The following is a 16,339-nucleotide window of genomic DNA, read 5'->3' as shown; positions in this document are numbered from 1 at the left end:
CGTGGCCAACAAAATAGTAACTACGACAACTCAACGTGCTGGGACACCGGCATTGGCCGCATCTTTGATGTTCCTGTCTGCTTCCATGCTGCTTCTGAACGGCTGCAAGAAGGCAGACGATACGGCCGATAAACCCGTGGTCACAGTGCAAGCCGTCCATCCCGGAAGCGGCTCGATCACCGAGGAGATTGACGCAGACGCAACTCTTGCCCCGGTTGCACAGGCCGCGATTTTACCTAAGGTGACTGCGCCTGTACGTAAGTTTTATGTTCAACGGGGCGACCATGTGAAGGCCGGCCAGCTTGTGGCAACGCTTGAGAACGAAGATCTCGCCGCGGCTGCGATGGATAACAAAGGTGCCTTCGACGCAGCGCAAGGGGCCTATGCGACGGCAACGCAGTCTGCAGTTCCCGAAGAGCAAACCCGATCCCGGCTTGATCTGGAACAGGCGAAGGCCACACTCGATCTCGACAACAGCATTCTCGAGGCCCGCAAGCAGTTGCTGTCTCAGGGAGCGATACCAGGACGGGATTACGATACCGCGCGAACGACTGCACTGCAGGCGCAGGCGGCTTACGATATTGCGAAGCAGAAGTACGAGGCCCTCACGAAGGTTGGCACCAGCGCTTCGCTGGAATCGGCAAAGGGGCAGCTCGCCTCTGCGAAGGGAAAGTACCTGGGTGCGGAGGCGCAGCTTAGCTATACCAACATCAGAACGCCGATCTCTGGCGTCGTCACGGATCGACCACTCTTTGCAGGGGAGACCGTCGCTGCGGGAACTGCCGTCGTGACGGTGATGGATACCTCCGCCATGATCGCGAAGTTGCACATCGCTCAGATTCAGGCGCAGCGGCTTAGTGTGGGTTCTCCCGCCACGATAACCGTACCGGGAGTAGAAGAACCCATAGATGCCAAGGTTTCGCTGATCAGTCCGGCGCTCGACTCTGGCAGCACCACGGTTGAAGTCTGGCTGCGAGTATCGAATCCGAAGGGCAAGCTGAAGGCCGGCACTTCGGTGCACGCCACTCTGAAGGGAAGAACTGTAGAGAACGCGCTGCTGATTCCAACGGAAGCCGTTCAGCGGTCGCCAGAGGGCGCGGGCAAGATTGTTATGGTCATCGGCCCGGACGGAGCGGCTGCAAAGCGCGCTGTCACTGTCGGCATACAGACGGATGAGTCGGCGCAAATACTTAGTGGTCTCAAGCCGAGCGATATGGTGATAACGACTGGCGGCTATGGGCTGGACGAAGGCACGAGGGTAAAGGTGGGGCCGGCTGAGGAGAAAGGTTCGGCAGGCAAGAGCGACGACGATGCGGGAGGCAAATAGTGAGTCTGCCGAATGCACCTACCGCCGACGAAAAAAACTTCTGGCTGACGCGTACCGCCAAGCCGATCTTCTTCTTCCTCATCGTGCTCACGATTGCCGGGATCTACGCGGCCTTTCAGGTGCCGATCTCTGTCTTTCCGGATACGAACTTTCCGCGTGTGGTGATCGGCGTCGATAACGGTGTGATGCCGGTTGAGCAGATGCAGGTCACGATCACAAAGCCCATTGAAGATGCCGTCAACAGCGTCCCCGGACTTGTGACGGTTCGCAGCACCACGAGTCGTGGATCTGCAGAGGTGAGTCTGTTCTTCGACTGGACTGTGGACATGTTCCGCACGTTACAGCTCACTGACTCCGCCCTGGCGAAGATACAGTCGAGCCTGCCCAGCACGGCAAAGATCACAACGAATCGCCTGACCTTCGCGACCTTTCCTATTGTGGCGTATGCGCTGACAGCAGATGACCGCGGGCCTAACACCGTGTCGCCCACGGCTCTATGGCAGATCGCGACTTATGATCTCAAACCTCCTTTGAATCGGGTCACCGGGGTGAGCACGGTTGTGGTTCAGGGCGGCAAAGTTCCCGAGTTTCATATCGTCCCGGATCCTGCGCGTTTGCAGACTGCGGGCATCACCGTTCTCGATCTTGTGAACGCTGTGCAGACGTCGAATATCATTGATTCTCCCGGACTGTACGAGGCTGATCATCAGCTGATTCTCGGGCTGGTGGGTGCGCAGGCGCATGATGTCGAATCGCTCGGACGTCTCGTCGTCAAAACCACGGCTGCCGGTGTTCCGATTCGCATCTCGGATGTAGCGTCTCTGGGGCCGGCTACTCTTCCCGTCTACACCACCGTCGACGCTAACGGCATACCGTCGGTGTTGCTCAACATAACGCGGCAACCCACCAGCAACACGGTTGCCGTGGCTGCTGCGGTCGCCGTCGAGATCGCTCAGCTGAGCAAAACTCTACCCCCGGGGGTTCATCTCACACCGTTCTATGACCAGTCGGAGCTTGTTCGCGAGAGCATTGCCAGCGTTCGCGACGCCATTCTGATTGGCCTTTTGCTGGCGTGCGTGATTCTGTTTTTATTTCTGCACGACTGGACTTCGTCGCTGATCGCTGGCCTGGTGATACCTGTCACCGTCGCAGTCACAATTCTTTTTCTCTGGATTATTGGACAGAGCTTTAACCTGATGACGCTTGGCGGCCTTGCCGCCGCTATCGGCCTTGTGATCGACGACGCTATTGTGGTGGTGGAAAATATCGTCGTGCATCGGGATCGTGGGCAGTCCCGTGTCGATGCGGTACGTACCGCTCTGCACGAGATCACTATTCCTCTTATCGGGTCTACCGTCACGCCTGTGGTTGTCTTTCTTCCTCTGATTGCTGTCACAGGGGTGACCGGCAGTTTCTTCCGGGCGCTGGCCGTGACCATGACTGCAGCGCTTCTCACATCACTCCTGTTGGCTTTGACCTTCACACCCGCACTCTCACTTTCGCTTCTGCGCGAGCGTCGCGAAGATGCATCCTCGAAGCCGTCTGCGGATCACTCTATCGCGGACCATGATGAGAACGGCCCCTTCATGCGCCGCGTTCTCAGCTTTCACAGCCGCGTGCTCGGCTGGACGATTCGTCGAAGCTGGGCGCTGGTAGCCATCTCCGGAGTTCTCATCGTAGTTGGCTACTTTGCTTACAGCGCACTCGGATCAAATTTGCTGCCAGCGATGGACGAAGGGAGCTTTATCCTTGACTACATCATGCCTGCGGGCAGCTCTCTGGCGACGACGAATAAAGCGCTCGATCGCGTGGAAAAGATTCTCCGCGATACGCCGGAGGTTTCGATCACAACACGACGAACTGGCCTTCAGCTTGGTCTTGCTGCCGTGACAGAGACGAATACCGGCGATATCTCGGTTCGCCTGAAGACGAAGCGATCGCGGGCTATCGATGAGATTATTTCGGACGTGCGACAGAAGATCAAGGAGCAGGAGCCGGAGCTTGATGTCGAGTTTGTACAGGTTCTTGAGGATATGATCAACGATCTCTCGAACTCTCCCGAGCCGATTCAGATTAAACTCTTCTCGAACGACACCACACTTCTGCACGATCTGGGGCCGAAGGTGCAGGCGGCCATCTCTGCGATTCCAGGGGTCGTCGATACTCAGAACGGCGTCGACAACACACTGAGCGGGCCGGCGACTACCTTCCAGGTGGATCCTGGTTTGGCGAGCCGCCTCGGCTTTACCGTTCAGGAGGTAGCAGAAGACGCAACCTCGCTGCTGGATGGCCTTCCTTCGACCGATCCGGTGATTGTGGCTGGCCGGCCTTACACAGTCCGTGTGCGCATGTCGGACGAGCATCGCTCCTCGTTGAGCGCGATCGAGAACACGGTCTTCAACTCTGCGACGGGGCACACCGCGACGCTGGGTGCACTTGCCGAGATCAAAGAACTGCCTCCACAGAATGAGATCCGTCGCGAAAATCTCGAGCAGGTTGTGCTGGTAAGCGGTCGACTGGAGGGTTCCAATCTTGGCGGCGCCATGGTCAAGGTGAAAGATGCCGTGGCTAAGTTGAATCTTCCGGCGAGTGTGCGGGTAGAGTACGGCGGCACGTATCAGGAGCAGCAGAAATCTTTTCATGAGCTCGTCCAGGTTCTCATCCTTGCGCTTGCGCTGGTCTTCGGTGTGCTGCTTGCTGAATTTAGAAACTTCTCCGCGCCGATTGCGATCCTTACTAGCTCCGTTCTTTCCATGGCTGGAGTCGTTCTGGCGCTGCTGATTACGCGAACCGACTTCAACGTCGCAAGCTTCATGGGCTTGATTATGGTGATCGGGATCGTGGCCAAAAATGGCATCCTGCTGCTGGATGCGGATGAACGGGCACGGGCCGAAGGAGCAGAGGCGCTTGACGCAATGATGCATGCGGCGCAGAGGCGGCTGCGGCCGATCGTGATGACGGCGACTGCGGCGATGTGCGGGATGCTGCCGCTGGCTTTTGCGTTGGGTGCCGGGTCGCAGATGCTGCAGCCACTGGCAATTGCCGTGATCGGAGGCCTGTTGATCTCGGTGGTTCTGAGCCTGATCGTTACGCCTGCGATGTATTATCATCTGACTTCGAAAGGCGAGCGGGCAGGGGTGGAAGAGCCACAAGCGACTGTCTGAGGATATTGTCTGAGTCTTGTAGAACCGATAGTCCGCACATTTTATAACATATACGGTTACATATTATTTTCAAGTGTCTGGAAGATCGCGCTCGAAGATGTGCTCCGACTGATTCGAGCTGCTGTGGAAGGCCGCCGCACTTCAGGCGTGTGAACGATTGCAAAACCTGCAAGCTCCTACTCGCTCCTACTCGCTCATGCTCGAAGACAAACGTTAACGATCCCGCAATGGTTTCCTTGCGGAATCGTTATGGCTAATCTTTATTTCTTTATTCGCACAACAGAATCAGAAAGACTGCGTGTCAGTGACTTATGGGGTGGCTTTGAGATTTCGATCGAGCCATGGAAGGATGACCTGCTTGAAGATGCGAGGATCAGGCCAGACCCCTACCTGTCGGCCGAGGTGACCGCCCTGCGGGTTGATCCAGGCCTCTTTCGGAGAGTCGCCGCTGTCGAGGAGTTTATAGACATCGGCGATCGGCACCTGGGTGTCTTTGGTGCCAGCGAGAATCAGCATGGGCGCGGTTGGCTTGCCCAGCAGGTGCTGGTTGACGAGGGACATCTTGGAGAACTCGTCGATTACCTGATCCAATGTGGTTACATTTTCGAAGATGGACATCATGGCGGGAATCTGATCGAAGAGATACTCGCGGTTGCCTACCAGAGAGTTCACGACAAAGTCTTTCTGAAAGAAGAGGTCGGTGGGCGGGGATTGGACGCTGACGCACTTGAGGCGATCTTTCTCGAGGATTGCCATCTTGGTGCCCCAATAGGCTCCCCAACTGACGCCGTGCATGGCGATACGGTGGGAGTCGACTTCGGGCCTGGTGGCGAGGTAGTCGAGGACTTTGGAGAGGGCGCGATCGGCGGTGGGGCTGGCTTTGACGGGAGATTGCCCGGTGCCTGGTCCGTCGACGGCGATGTAGCCGATGCCGTAGGGGAGGATGGCGGAAAAGCTCTCGGTGAGGTCTTCCTTTCGGCTATCGAGTCCGTTGACTGCGATGACCATGGGGATGCGGCCGGTGGCGCCTTTGGGTAGCCGCAGGTAGCCGATGATCTCCTTGCCTTCGAAGGGGATGTGAACGACCTCAACGGGTGGATCCATCATGCGGGCATGAGCGAGAAATGCTTCGATGCCTTTGGCGTAGGAGAGTTTTTTCTTGGGAGACGAATCGGTGGGCCAGCGGCCGAAGAAGTAGAGATGCCAGGCGCGTATGTAGTCTGCGTTGGCCTTGGCGGGATCGGTCTTTTCGAGGCTCTTGCCTTCGGCCATGTAGCGGTCGGCGACCCCCATGAATCCTTCGGCCCACTCATCCTTGTCGCGGGTGTGGATGGACTTGAAGGCTTCGCGGACGTCGTTGGGATCGAGACCGATGAGAGGATATCCGCCGACCTCTGCACGATGGACGGCCTCAACCTTGATCTCGTCGAGAGTACGCTCCGGCGCCCCTTGGGCCAGGAGGCCGGCTGAAGAGAGTCCGGCACAGACAGTGAGTAAAGATGCGATGGTCTTGAAGCTCCTGGTTGCCGAGTGCATGGTTGCCACGATAGGAATTCCTCTCTTCCACAGTTTTCAAAGCAGTTGAATTTCGGCGTTCGGCCTTTGACCCGAGGCCGAACGTTAGAAGGAAAGCTTGAGGCCAAGTTGCACAGCGCGACTGCCCCCTGAGCCGATGACAGGGTTTGAGGCAGCTACGTCCGGGGTCGCGCAGCCGCAGCCGAACTGGCCTGGGACGGAGGGATCGTTGTGACCCCAGCCGTTCTGGCCTCCGAAGGGATTGGCGAAGTTGGGATGGTTGGTGAAGTTGAACAACTCCGCGCGGAACTGCGCTGCGTAGCGCTCGTGGAAGTGCCAGTTCTTATCGAGGGAGAAGTCCCAGTTCTTATAGCCGGTGTCGCGGAAGGTATTGCGGCCCATTGTGCCGAAGGTTCCAAGCGCGGGTGGAGTCATGACGGAGTTACCCGATCTATAGCAACCGGCGGTACCCAGAGTGTCGATCGAACGCGCATGAGCCATGCAGACTGAATCGTTGACAGCATCTGCGCCTGCCAGATAAGGGATACCGACTGCACCTCCAGACTTGAAGTCATGAGGATTGCCGAAGAAGTCCCAGCGGTCGACTCCTTCTCCGGTCTGACTCAGGTCGTTGCCAGTATCGATAGGCCCCCAGGGTTGCGCTCCGTAGAGGCTGACGATGGAGTTGACCTGCCAGCCTTCGAGGGATTGAAGGAACGACTTTCGGCCGGGGATGGCGTAGCTGGTGGTGAGAGTGAAGCGGTGGCGGATATCAAAGTCGCTGCTGGCGTACTCGCGTTGGGGCTGGGTGCTGTCCTGGGGGATGCCCGAGCCGGCGCCGAAGTCCCAGTTTGCGCCTACGTTGTCGAGCGAGTGAGAGTAGGTGTAGCCGGCGACGGCGGTGAAGTGGTGGTAGTTGCGGGCAGTCATGGTCATCTGCAGACCGTCGTAGTTGGAGCGATAGATGTTGCCCATCTGATAGATGAAGCTGAGATAGGGATAGAGAGCGTTGAAGGGACGGCCGGACTGCTCGTCGTGGTTGAAGTCCGCCGACGGAACGTTCTGGTTGATGTCGTGAATGCCGACGAGCTTTTGCCCGTGGTTGCCTACATAGGCGGCCTCAAGCACTAGGTCGGGCCGGAAGGAGTGCTGGACGTTGATGTTCCAGCTGTAAACCTGCGGGGTGCGGAAGTTTTGCACCATGCCGAGGATGCTGCAGGGGTTCGCGCCGCAGTTGATCGTGCCGGTGGGGAAGACAGTAGACGCTCCGCTGTTGTATCCAGCGTTCCAGTTGAGCGCAGAGCCAGTGAAGTTGACGGTGCCGACCGAGATCGAACCGGTTCCCTTGCCGCCGTTGGGACCTACGCCCAGCGCGCCGGTGGGGATGGTGCTGATACCGAGGGAGTTGTTCAAAGCAAGGAAAGACTCCCAGTTGACGGTCTCGTAGATGAGCCCAGCCCCGCCGCGCAGCACGGTTCTGCCGCTTCCGGTGATGTCCCAGGCGAAGCCCACGCGAGGGGCGAAGTTGTAGTGTTCGCCGTTGTAGGGCCCGTTGATACCCTGACCGACCTGAACCAGACCTACGCTGGGATCGAAGTTGCCGAGCAGGTTGTTTGCCTCCTTGACGACGGTGTTCAGTTCATAGCGAAGGCCGAGGTTAAGGGTGAGGTTCTTGGTGAGCCGCCAGTCGTCCTGTGCGAAGCTGGCGAATCCCCAATTGTGAATCTGCCGGGTGGGGTCTCCGCTAAGCAGACTACCGGATGCGGGCACCCCAGCGAAGAAGTCTTCAAGCGGCGTTGCGCCGGGGAATGCGTCAGTGCCGAAGCCGAACTTGATGCGGCCGCGGCTACCGGCATAGGCCCCGCCGGTGAAGCTATCGCGGTGTATCTCGCCCCCAAACTTGTAGGCGTGCTTGCCGACGGTGTAGGAGACGTGATCGATGAACTGGAATCTGCGGTCGGGACCCTGGATCTTCGGCCAGTTGAATCCTCCCAACTCGTTGAGCGCGGGGAAGAAGTCGGAGATGTTGATGCGCGGCAGACCGAAGTACAGCGGATTGGTGACGCCGGTGTTCAGGCCGTAGGCAGAGGCCGGTTTATTGCGGTCGTTGACGAAAGTGGGTTGGTAGACGGTGTTGTAGCCAAAGCGGGCTTCGTTGAGCCAGCGGGGGTTCAGGATCCAGGTCCAGCTCGCTCCAACGACCTGGGCGCGAGTATGGATCTGGGTCAACCACGCGGTCTGGAGCTGGTTGGCGTCGGACACGGTTCCGTTGTTGTTGCCGAAGAAAAAGAGACCGCTGACCGAATGACGTTGACTGATCTGATAGTCCACTTTGGCTACGGCGTTGTCGCTGGTGACGTTGTTGGGCAGGCCGTAGTTGATGAACGTAGGGCCGGCCGCGTTGGTGCCGTTGTTGGTGGGAAAGCCCGTACCGTTGCAGACGATGGGCGGACCTACGGTGCATCCTCCGATGGTGAGACTGGGGGTGCTGGGGATGATGCCAGCCGCTTCGACCCCTGCGATGGCGTCGACAACACTGTTCTTCGGGTCGCCATTGAGAGAGACGGTGACCGGAGTGTTCAACTGACTGATACTCGCTACCTGGTAAGTTTGCCGCTCATATCCGCCGAAGTAGAAGAGTTTGTCCTTGAGGATGGGGCCTCCGACGGTTCCGCCGAACTGTTCCAAGCTGCGGGGATTCTTCGGCCCTCCTGCGATGGGATTGAAGTAGTTGCGCGCATCCATCGGAGTGTTTCGGCCGAAGGCATAGGCGGTGCCGTGGAGTGTGTTGGTACCGGATTTGAGCGCGACGTTAACCATGGCACCGGGCTTCCAGCCGTATTCAGCCGGAGGATTTTCAATAAGGTTGAACTCCTGGATCGCGTCGACGGGGAGGATGGTTGCGGAGTCTCCCGCGATGCCGGCTCCATTGATGATGCTCTGTCCGGAGAACGGCTCGCTGTTGAACAGCCCGTCGATGATGTAGGCGTTGTCTTCGGCACGCAGGCCGTTGGTGCTGGTGGTGGAGAAGCCCCCGCCGGGATAACGCACGATGCCGGGACGAAGCTGGAGCAGATTCTCGTAGTTGCGGCCGTTGAGAGGGAGATCGTTGATCTCCTTGTTTCCCAGCGTGCCCCCGAGACTGGAAGAGGTCGTGTTGATGAGCGGCACCTGCATCGTGACCGTGACCGTCTCCGTAGCTGCTCCCGTCTCCAGAACAAAATCTACCTGGGCATCAGAAGCAACTTCGATCTGAATATTAGTGCGCTCGGTGGCTTTGAAGGTTGGAGCTTCGACCCGCACCGTGTAGATGCCGGGCAGAAGATCCGGGGCCACATACTCGCCTGCCTGCGTTGTCACCAGGGAACGCTTGGTTCCACGCTGTACATCGGTAATCGTGACCTTGGCCCCGGCGACCAGAGCTCCGGAGGAGTCGCTGACGTCGCCCAGGATACGGCCGGTGTTTGTCTGGGCGCTCGCGGAGTTGGAGAGAGATAGGACCACGAGGGCGACAGCGACCCCTTGCATGGTTCTGGTGACAAGGCCGGCTGCTCTGTGAAGGTTCATTGCGTATACGCCCCTTAAATTTTGGTACGACAGCTTTACCACCGCACCACAACGCCGGTCAAGGATATTTGAAAATAAATTATTTCTAGAAGCCGCTTGACAAACCACTTCGGACTTGCGGTATAACTGTCAGACCACAAGTGCCTCTCCCTGGCACACCACGAGAAAGGTCTTTCGAGATGGGTATTGCAAGCATCAATCCGGCCACCGGCGAAGTCATGAAAACGTTTGATCCACTGACCGACAAGGAGTTGGCCACAAAGCTCGATAAGGCTGCCGCAGCATTTGTCATTCATCGCGACACCAGCTTCGCCTATCGCGCGGAACGGATGATTAAAGCGGCAGAGATTCTCGAAGCGGAGAAAGAGCAGTTTGGACGCATGATGAGTTTGGAGATGGGAAAGCCCATCCAGGCCGCAATCGACGAGACCGTCAAATCTGCCTGGGCCTGCCGCTACTACGCCGAGCACGCCGAGCGTTTCCTGGCTGACGAGACGGTCGAGACCAGCGCAAACCGTAGCTATATACGCTATCAACCGTTGGGGCCAGTTCTCGCCATCATGCCGTGGAACTACCCTTTCTGGCAGGTAATCCGCTTTGTCGCTCCGGCGCTGATGGCCGGCAACGTCGGGCTGCTTAAGCACGCCTCCAATGTTCCGCAGAGTGCGCTGGCGGTGGAAGATGTCTTTCTTCGCGCGGGATTCGCAGAGGGAGTCTTTCAAACTCTATTGGTCGGCGCCGCGAAGGTAGAGGGCATTCTGGCCGATCCGCGCATCGCCGCCGCAACGCTCACAGGAAGCGAAGGCGCCGGAGTTCAGGTCGGCATCTCTGCAGCCAAAGCCATCAAAAAAGTCGTGCTGGAGCTGGGCGGAAGCGATCCCTACATCGTGATGAAGTCAGCCAACTTTGACGAGGCCGTTGCAACGGCGGTCAAGGCGCGGGTTGCGAATAATGGCCAGTCCTGCATCGCAGCCAAGAGATTCATCGTCGAGGATTCCATCGCTGACAGGTTTGAGAAGGAGTTCGTTGCGCGGATGGAGGCTCTGAAAGTTGGGGATCCGCTGGATCGGACGACGGACCTCGGACCGCTGGCTTCGACCAGTGCCGTCGAGGATCTGCACCGCGATGTGCAGAAGTCAGTCGATGCGGGTGCAAGGTTGCTGACTGGAGGCAAGCCAATTCCAGGAAAGGGATGTTTTTATCCTCCGACGGTCCTGACCGACATTCCACGCGACTCTCCCGCCTATAGCGAAGAGTTCTTCGGCCCGGTCGCGACCATCTTCCGTGTGAAAGATGTAGACGAGGCAATCCACATCGCCAACGACACGCGCTTCGGTCTGGGTGCGAGTGTATGGACCCAGGACGAGGCAGAACGAGACCACCTGATCCAGGAGTTGGAGGCAGGAATGGTCTTCGTCAACAAGATGGTCGCCTCCGACCCGCGGGTGCCGTTTGGCGGGGTTAAGCAGTCTGGATTTGGACGCGAACTTGGGCCCTTCGGCATTCGCGAGTTCACGAATGTCAAAACGGTATGGATTGAAAAGTAGACTGCATCGACAGCGATTTTGTTCTAAAGTGGCTTTTTGGTATAACCGCTTTACCTTAAGTGTTTTCTAGCCTGATTGGGCTTTTGGACTATTGGTATAACCAAACACCAGATGTGAATCATTTACCAGATATGGCAATTTCAACCCATGGCGTCCTGTATAGTGTTTCGACCACAACCACCCTCAAGGGTGGCCAGATGAAGGGGATGCCCATGTACAAAGTAGTCCGAACCGCGAGACTTTACGAGCAGATCGTGCAGCAGATCGAGCAGTCGATCAAAGATGGAAAGCTGAAACCCGGGGACCAGCTTCCGGCAGAACGGGAGTTAGCTCTGGAGTTTGGCGTCAGCCGCACGGCGGTGCGCGAAGCTGTCAAGACCTTGAGCGAGAAGGGGCTGGTTGAGGCGTACTCAGGCCGCGGTACGTTCGTCAGCACGGGAAAGTCCCAGGCGATACGCCATTCCCTCAACTCCTTTCTCAAGAGCAGTGACCTCGAAGACTCTGACTATGTTGCAGAGATGCGCGAGATTCTGGAGCCCGAGTTCACGGCGCTGGCTGCGACGCGCATTGAAGAACAGCACCTGGTCATGATGCGAGAGGCTGTTGCGGTGATGGACCGCAGTATGAAAAATCCTGACGCTTATATTGAGGCCGATCTCGACTTCCATCTGGCGCTGGCCGAGGCCGCTGGAAATCCCCTCATCCTGTCCTTGCTCGATTCGCTAGTAGGCGTACTGCGCGAGCAGCGGCTGGGAATCTTTGCCGTTACCGGTGGCCCAGAGCGAGGTCAGGTCCACCACAAACTCATCCTTGAAGCGATCGAAAAGCGAAGTGCCAGCAGTGCACGCAAAGCGATGCGTGCTCATCTTCAGCAGGTACATCAGGATTCGAAGGTTTCTGCAGTCATGAAAAGTAAATCACCTAAGGGGCACTCCTCTTAAAACGAAAGGCAGAATCGAATGGCGAACCTCGGGTTTATTGGCCTTGGAGTAATGGGAAGCGAGATGGTGGACCGGCTCCTGGCCAAGGGCCACTCAGTGACCGGGTACAACCGTACGCGGTCCAAAGCGGAACGACTGATCACAAAGGGAATGAAGTTCGCCGAGTCTCCGCGCGAGGTCGCCGAAGCAGCCGATGTGGTTCTGAGCATGGTCACCAATGGGTCGGCGTTGAAGGGTATTGCCGAGGGGCCGAATGGTTTCCTCGCTGGCCTCAGCACAGGAAAGATCCTGGTCGACATCAGCACCGTTGGGCCGGATCTGAGCCGTGAGATCGCGGAAAAGGTTCGCGCTCTGGGCGCAGATATGCTCGATGCTCCTGTCTCCGGAAGCGTCATTACTCTTCAGCAAGGCAATCTCTCCGTGATGGTCGGCGGAAGAGCTGAGACCTTCGAGAAGGTCAAGCCAATCCTGTTGGATATAGGTCCCAAGGTGACGCTCGTTGGCGGCAATGGGCTGGCGCTGTCCATGAAGATTGCTTCGAATCTGAGCCTTGCCGTACAGATGCTGGCCTTCTCGGAAGGCGTGCTGCTGGCAGAGAAGAGCGGCATCAAGCGCGAAGTTGCCGTGGACGTACTCACTCACAGCGCTATCGCCTCTCCTATGATCAAGTACCGAGGGCCCTTCGTTCTTCAACAGCCGGAGGAGGCCTGGTTCGACGTGAACATGATGCAGAAGGATATGTTGCTGGCGCTGGATCTTGGACGGCAGTTGAATGTGCCGCTCCCCACCACTGCCGTCACCAATGAATTTCTAACTGCTGCACGGGCCTTGAACTGGGCCAAGCTGGACTTCGCCGTAATCTTCGATGTTCTCGCGAAACTATCTGGCATCGACACAGGAGTTGGAAGATGACACCTCAAACCGAAGAAGCCGTGAACATGTTCAGCAAAGAACTGGCGCTCCATGCCTATCGGCAGATGCTCCGCATCCGCATGTTCGAAGAGCAGGTGAATGAGCTCTATACGCGTGCGTTGATGCCTGGCCTCGCTCACCTGTATAGCGGCGAAGAAGCCATCGCAGTTGGAATCTGCGAAGCTCTCAAAAAGGAAGACTACGTCACCAGCACGCATCGTGGACATGGTCACTGCCTGGCCAAAGGCGCAACACCGAATCTCATGTTTGCCGAGCTGCTGGGGAAGGAAGCGGGATACTGCCATGGCAAAGGCGGCTCAATGCATATCGCCGATCCTGCCACCGGCAATCTGGGTGCGAATGCGATCGTCGGCGGCAGCATGGGCATCGCGACTGGCGCCGCCTTCTCATCGAAGTACCTGAACAATGGCCTGGTGGCTGTCTGCTTCTTTGGCGAAGGAGCGCTCGGTCAGGGTCTGCTCTATGAGGTGTTGAACATCGCTCAGCTTTGGAAGCTGCCTGTGATCTACGTCTGCGAAAACAACCTCTACAACGAGTACACGCACTACAGCGAGACTACGGCAGGAGACATCTGCGCGCGGGCCACCGCGTTTGGCGTGAAGGCCGAGACGGTAGATGGCCAGGATGTGCAGGCCGTTTACAGCAAGGCCAAGCAGCTCATTGACGATGCGAGAGCAGGCGGCGGTCCGGCTTTTCTTCTCTGCAACACGTATCGTTACACCGGCCATCATGTGGGCGACATCAATCGCGAGTACTACCGCACCAAGCAGGAAGAGCAGGAGTGGAAGACAGGCCGCGACCCCATCCAGCTTCATGGCGAGCGGCTGCTTCACGAAGGGTTCACGGATAAGGCAACGCTCGACGCACTTGAAAGCGAAGTAAGAGAAGAGATGAAAGCCGCTGTGGAGTTTGCGATCGCTACTCCCTACCCCGCACTAGAAGAAGTGGAGATGCACGTCTATGCCTGATACTACTGATCGTGAATTGACCTTTGCACAGGCCGTCAGGGAGGCGCTCGCAGAAGAGATGCGTCACGACTCGCGAGTCTGCATCCTCGGCGAAGACGTGGCCGAAGCAGGTACTCCCTTCAAGGTGCTATCTGGACTGGTCGAGGAGTTCGGAACCAATCGTGTCTTTGACACACCGATCTCCGAGGCAGGTTTTACCGGCATAGCTGTCGGAGCCGCCATGACTGGCATTCGCCCCGTGGTCGACATCATGTTCGGGGACTTTCTCACCCTGACGATGGACCAGATGGTCAATCAGGCTGCGAAGATCCACTACATGTCGGGGGGCAAGTGGAAGGTGCCGATGGTTCTGCGCACAACGCTCGGCGCGAGTCGGCGCTCTGCCGCTCAACATTCACAGTCGCTCCACGCATGGTTATGCCACGTGCCGGGACTAAAGGTTGTGATTCCATCTACTCCTGCTGACGCAAAGGGTCTCTTGAAGACCGCGATTCGCGATGAGAATCCGATCATCTTCTTCGAAGACAAGATGATGCACCACAAGCTGAAAGGCCCCGTGCCGACCGGCGAATACACCATCCCTCTCGGTGTCGCGGAGGTGAAGCGCGTCGGCAAAGACATCTCACTGATAGCGACCAGCAGTATGGTTCAGGTGGCGCTGGGCGCGGCAGATATGCTCGCGGAGATCGGCATCAGCGCAGAGGTGGTCGACCCGCGAACCCTGTGGCCGCTCGATGAAAAGACGCTCATTGACTCGGCAAAAAAAACGTCGCGGGCCATTGTGATCGACGAAGGGTACGGCCGCTACGGGGTGACGTCTGAATTGGCCTCGGTGATCTCGGAAGGCGCTTTTTATGATCTCGACGGCCCAGTACTTCGCATGGGAGCTATGCATGTTCCCATACCCTTCTCGCCGCCGCTTGAGGACCTGACCGTACCGACCGAGAAGATGCTCTTTGACGCAGCGAAGAAACTTTGCAGCAAATCGTAGGACAAGAAACGGGAGAAGCAACAATGGCACAGCCGACTTACGGAACCATGGGAGTTGATTGGGAGCAGCGAATCGATTTTGATCGTCTTCGCGTAGAGAGACTTCAGCGCGCAAAGAATCTGCTTGCGAAGTCTGAGATGGGCGCGCTGCTCTGCTTCGACATGAACAATGTGCGTTACCTCACGTCGACACACATTGGCACGTGGGCCCAGGACAAAGCGAACCGGTTCGTCCTGCTGCCACAGAACGATGAGCCCATCCTGTGGGACTTCGGCTCCGCAGCCCGACATCATCAACTGCACTGTCCGTGGCTCGGAGAACGCTCGCGCCCCGGCATCTCGATGTTGCGCGGCACGATGTCTCCTGAGCACGGCCGCGCAGAGGACGTCGCGAAAAAGATTCGCATTGAGTTGGAGATGCGCGGCCTGCATAAGGAGCCGGTAGGAATCGACATCATCGAACTGCCAGTTTTGTTTGCCTTGCAGCGCGAGGGCATCACCGTCATCGACGGTCAGCAGTTGATGTCCGAGGCCCGCGTCATCAAGACCAAGGACGAGATTGCCCTTCTCAATACCTCTGCCTCCATGGTCGATGCGGCCTATCACGAGCTTTACATGGCGATGAAGCCGGGCATGCGGGAGAACGAAGCTGTGGGCCTGGTAAGCAAGGTGCTCTACGACCTTGGCTCAGAGTACGTCGAGGCGGTCAATGCGATCTCCGGCGAACGATGCAATCCTCATCCGCACGTCTTTTCCGACAGAATTATGCGGCCCGGCGATCCTGTCTACTACGACATTCTTCACTCTTACATGGGCTACCGCACGTGTTATTACCGCACCTTCTCGATCGGCTATTCGTCTCACGCGATGGTCGACGCTTACAAGAGATGCCGCGACTACCTGGATGCCGCGATTGATCTGATTCGTCCTGGTCGCTCAACCGGCGACGTGGCCTCGGTGTGGCCGAAGGCGCAGGACTTTGGCTTCCCCAATGAAGAGGCGGCGTTCGCACTCCAATACGGGCACGGCATCGGACTCGCCATCTGGGAGAAGCCGGTCATCAGCCGCCTCGTCTCGTTGGATCATCCGCAGGAGATCAAGCCTGGAATGGTCTTCGCCCTTGAGACGTTCTGGCCCTCGAAGGATGGCTGGAGCGCGGCTCGAATCGAAGAAGAGATCGTGGTCACCGAGACCGGCCATGAGGTGATCACGCGCTTCCCTGCTGAGAAGCTTCTCGTCGCCGGCGCGCACTACTACACCGTCGGCGGTCCGCTTCCCACCGTGCGAGAGACAGAAGTAGAACCTAGTTCGGATGTTCGCAACCTGGTTGCATCCAGCGCACAAAAAGAGAGGATCGGGAGCTAACGCTGCGGCCTCTAGGTCATGC

The 16,339-nt window shown here is 57.7% G+C and carries 10 protein-coding genes; 8 read left to right on the top strand and 2 right to left on the bottom strand.

Translation table 11 applies throughout. The features are described 5' to 3' along the window. Position 1 precedes the first annotated feature (1 nt). On the top strand, positions 2 to 1,327 hold the full coding sequence (locus HDF10_RS08635) for an efflux RND transporter periplasmic adaptor subunit (RefSeq protein WP_311732704.1): 1,326 nt from the start codon (positions 2 to 4) through the stop codon (positions 1,325 to 1,327). Beyond that, entirely contained in the window at positions 1,327 to 4,491 is a 3,165-nt protein-coding gene (locus HDF10_RS08630) for an efflux RND transporter permease subunit (RefSeq protein ID WP_406705971.1), read from the top strand. Before HDF10_RS08635 ends, HDF10_RS08630 begins: the two co-directional genes overlap by 1 nt. A 309-nt stretch (positions 4,492 to 4,800) precedes the next feature. On the opposite strand, the gene HDF10_RS08625 is transcribed toward HDF10_RS08630, so the two are convergent. Then, entirely contained in the window at positions 4,801 to 6,027 is a 1,227-nt protein-coding gene (locus HDF10_RS08625) for an alpha/beta hydrolase family protein (protein ID WP_260177768.1), read from the bottom strand. An 84-nt stretch (positions 6,028 to 6,111) separates the two neighbouring features. Continuing rightward, a complete protein-coding gene (locus tag HDF10_RS08620; RefSeq protein WP_183812443.1) occupies positions 6,112 to 9,573 on the bottom strand; it encodes a TonB-dependent receptor in 3,462 nt (1,153 codons plus the stop codon). Positions 9,574 to 9,752: 179 nt separating this feature from the next. Here HDF10_RS08620 and HDF10_RS08615 point away from each other — a divergent pair, with 179 nt between their 5' ends. From HDF10_RS08615 to HDF10_RS08590, 6 genes are all read left to right on the top strand, one after another. Beyond that, positions 9,753 to 11,120: an NAD-dependent succinate-semialdehyde dehydrogenase gene (locus HDF10_RS08615; RefSeq protein ID WP_183812441.1), complete on the top strand. Its 1,368-nt coding sequence runs from the start codon at positions 9,753 to 9,755 to the stop codon at positions 11,118 to 11,120. Positions 11,121 to 11,251: 131 nt separating this feature from the next. Next, positions 11,252 to 12,061: a FadR/GntR family transcriptional regulator gene (locus HDF10_RS08610; RefSeq protein WP_183812439.1), complete on the top strand. Its 810-nt coding sequence runs from the start codon at positions 11,252 to 11,254 to the stop codon at positions 12,059 to 12,061. 18 nt (positions 12,062 to 12,079) lie between these two features. Next, complete coding sequence (locus HDF10_RS08605) at positions 12,080 to 12,973, top strand: NAD(P)-dependent oxidoreductase (RefSeq protein WP_183812437.1); 894 nt, start codon at positions 12,080 to 12,082, stop codon at positions 12,971 to 12,973. Next, entirely contained in the window at positions 12,970 to 13,962 is a 993-nt protein-coding gene (locus tag HDF10_RS08600) for a thiamine pyrophosphate-dependent dehydrogenase E1 component subunit alpha (RefSeq protein ID WP_221271550.1), read from the top strand. Before HDF10_RS08605 ends, HDF10_RS08600 begins: the two co-directional genes overlap by 4 nt. After that, on the top strand, positions 13,955 to 14,953 hold the full coding sequence (locus HDF10_RS08595; RefSeq protein ID WP_183812435.1) for an alpha-ketoacid dehydrogenase subunit beta: 999 nt from the start codon (positions 13,955 to 13,957) through the stop codon (positions 14,951 to 14,953). Before HDF10_RS08600 ends, HDF10_RS08595 begins: the two co-directional genes overlap by 8 nt. 23 nt (positions 14,954 to 14,976) lie before the next feature. Then, positions 14,977 to 16,317: a M24 family metallopeptidase gene (locus HDF10_RS08590; protein ID WP_183812433.1), complete on the top strand. Its 1,341-nt coding sequence runs from the start codon at positions 14,977 to 14,979 to the stop codon at positions 16,315 to 16,317. The last annotated feature ends 22 nt before the right edge of the window (positions 16,318 to 16,339 follow it).

The organism is Tunturiibacter empetritectus, assembly GCF_014201375.1.
GTDB classification, from domain to species: Bacteria; Acidobacteriota; Terriglobia; order Terriglobales; family Acidobacteriaceae; genus Edaphobacter; species Edaphobacter lichenicola_D.
The sequence above is the reverse complement of the archived record's forward strand: the minus strand, read 5'-3'. Positions and strand labels throughout refer to the sequence as shown.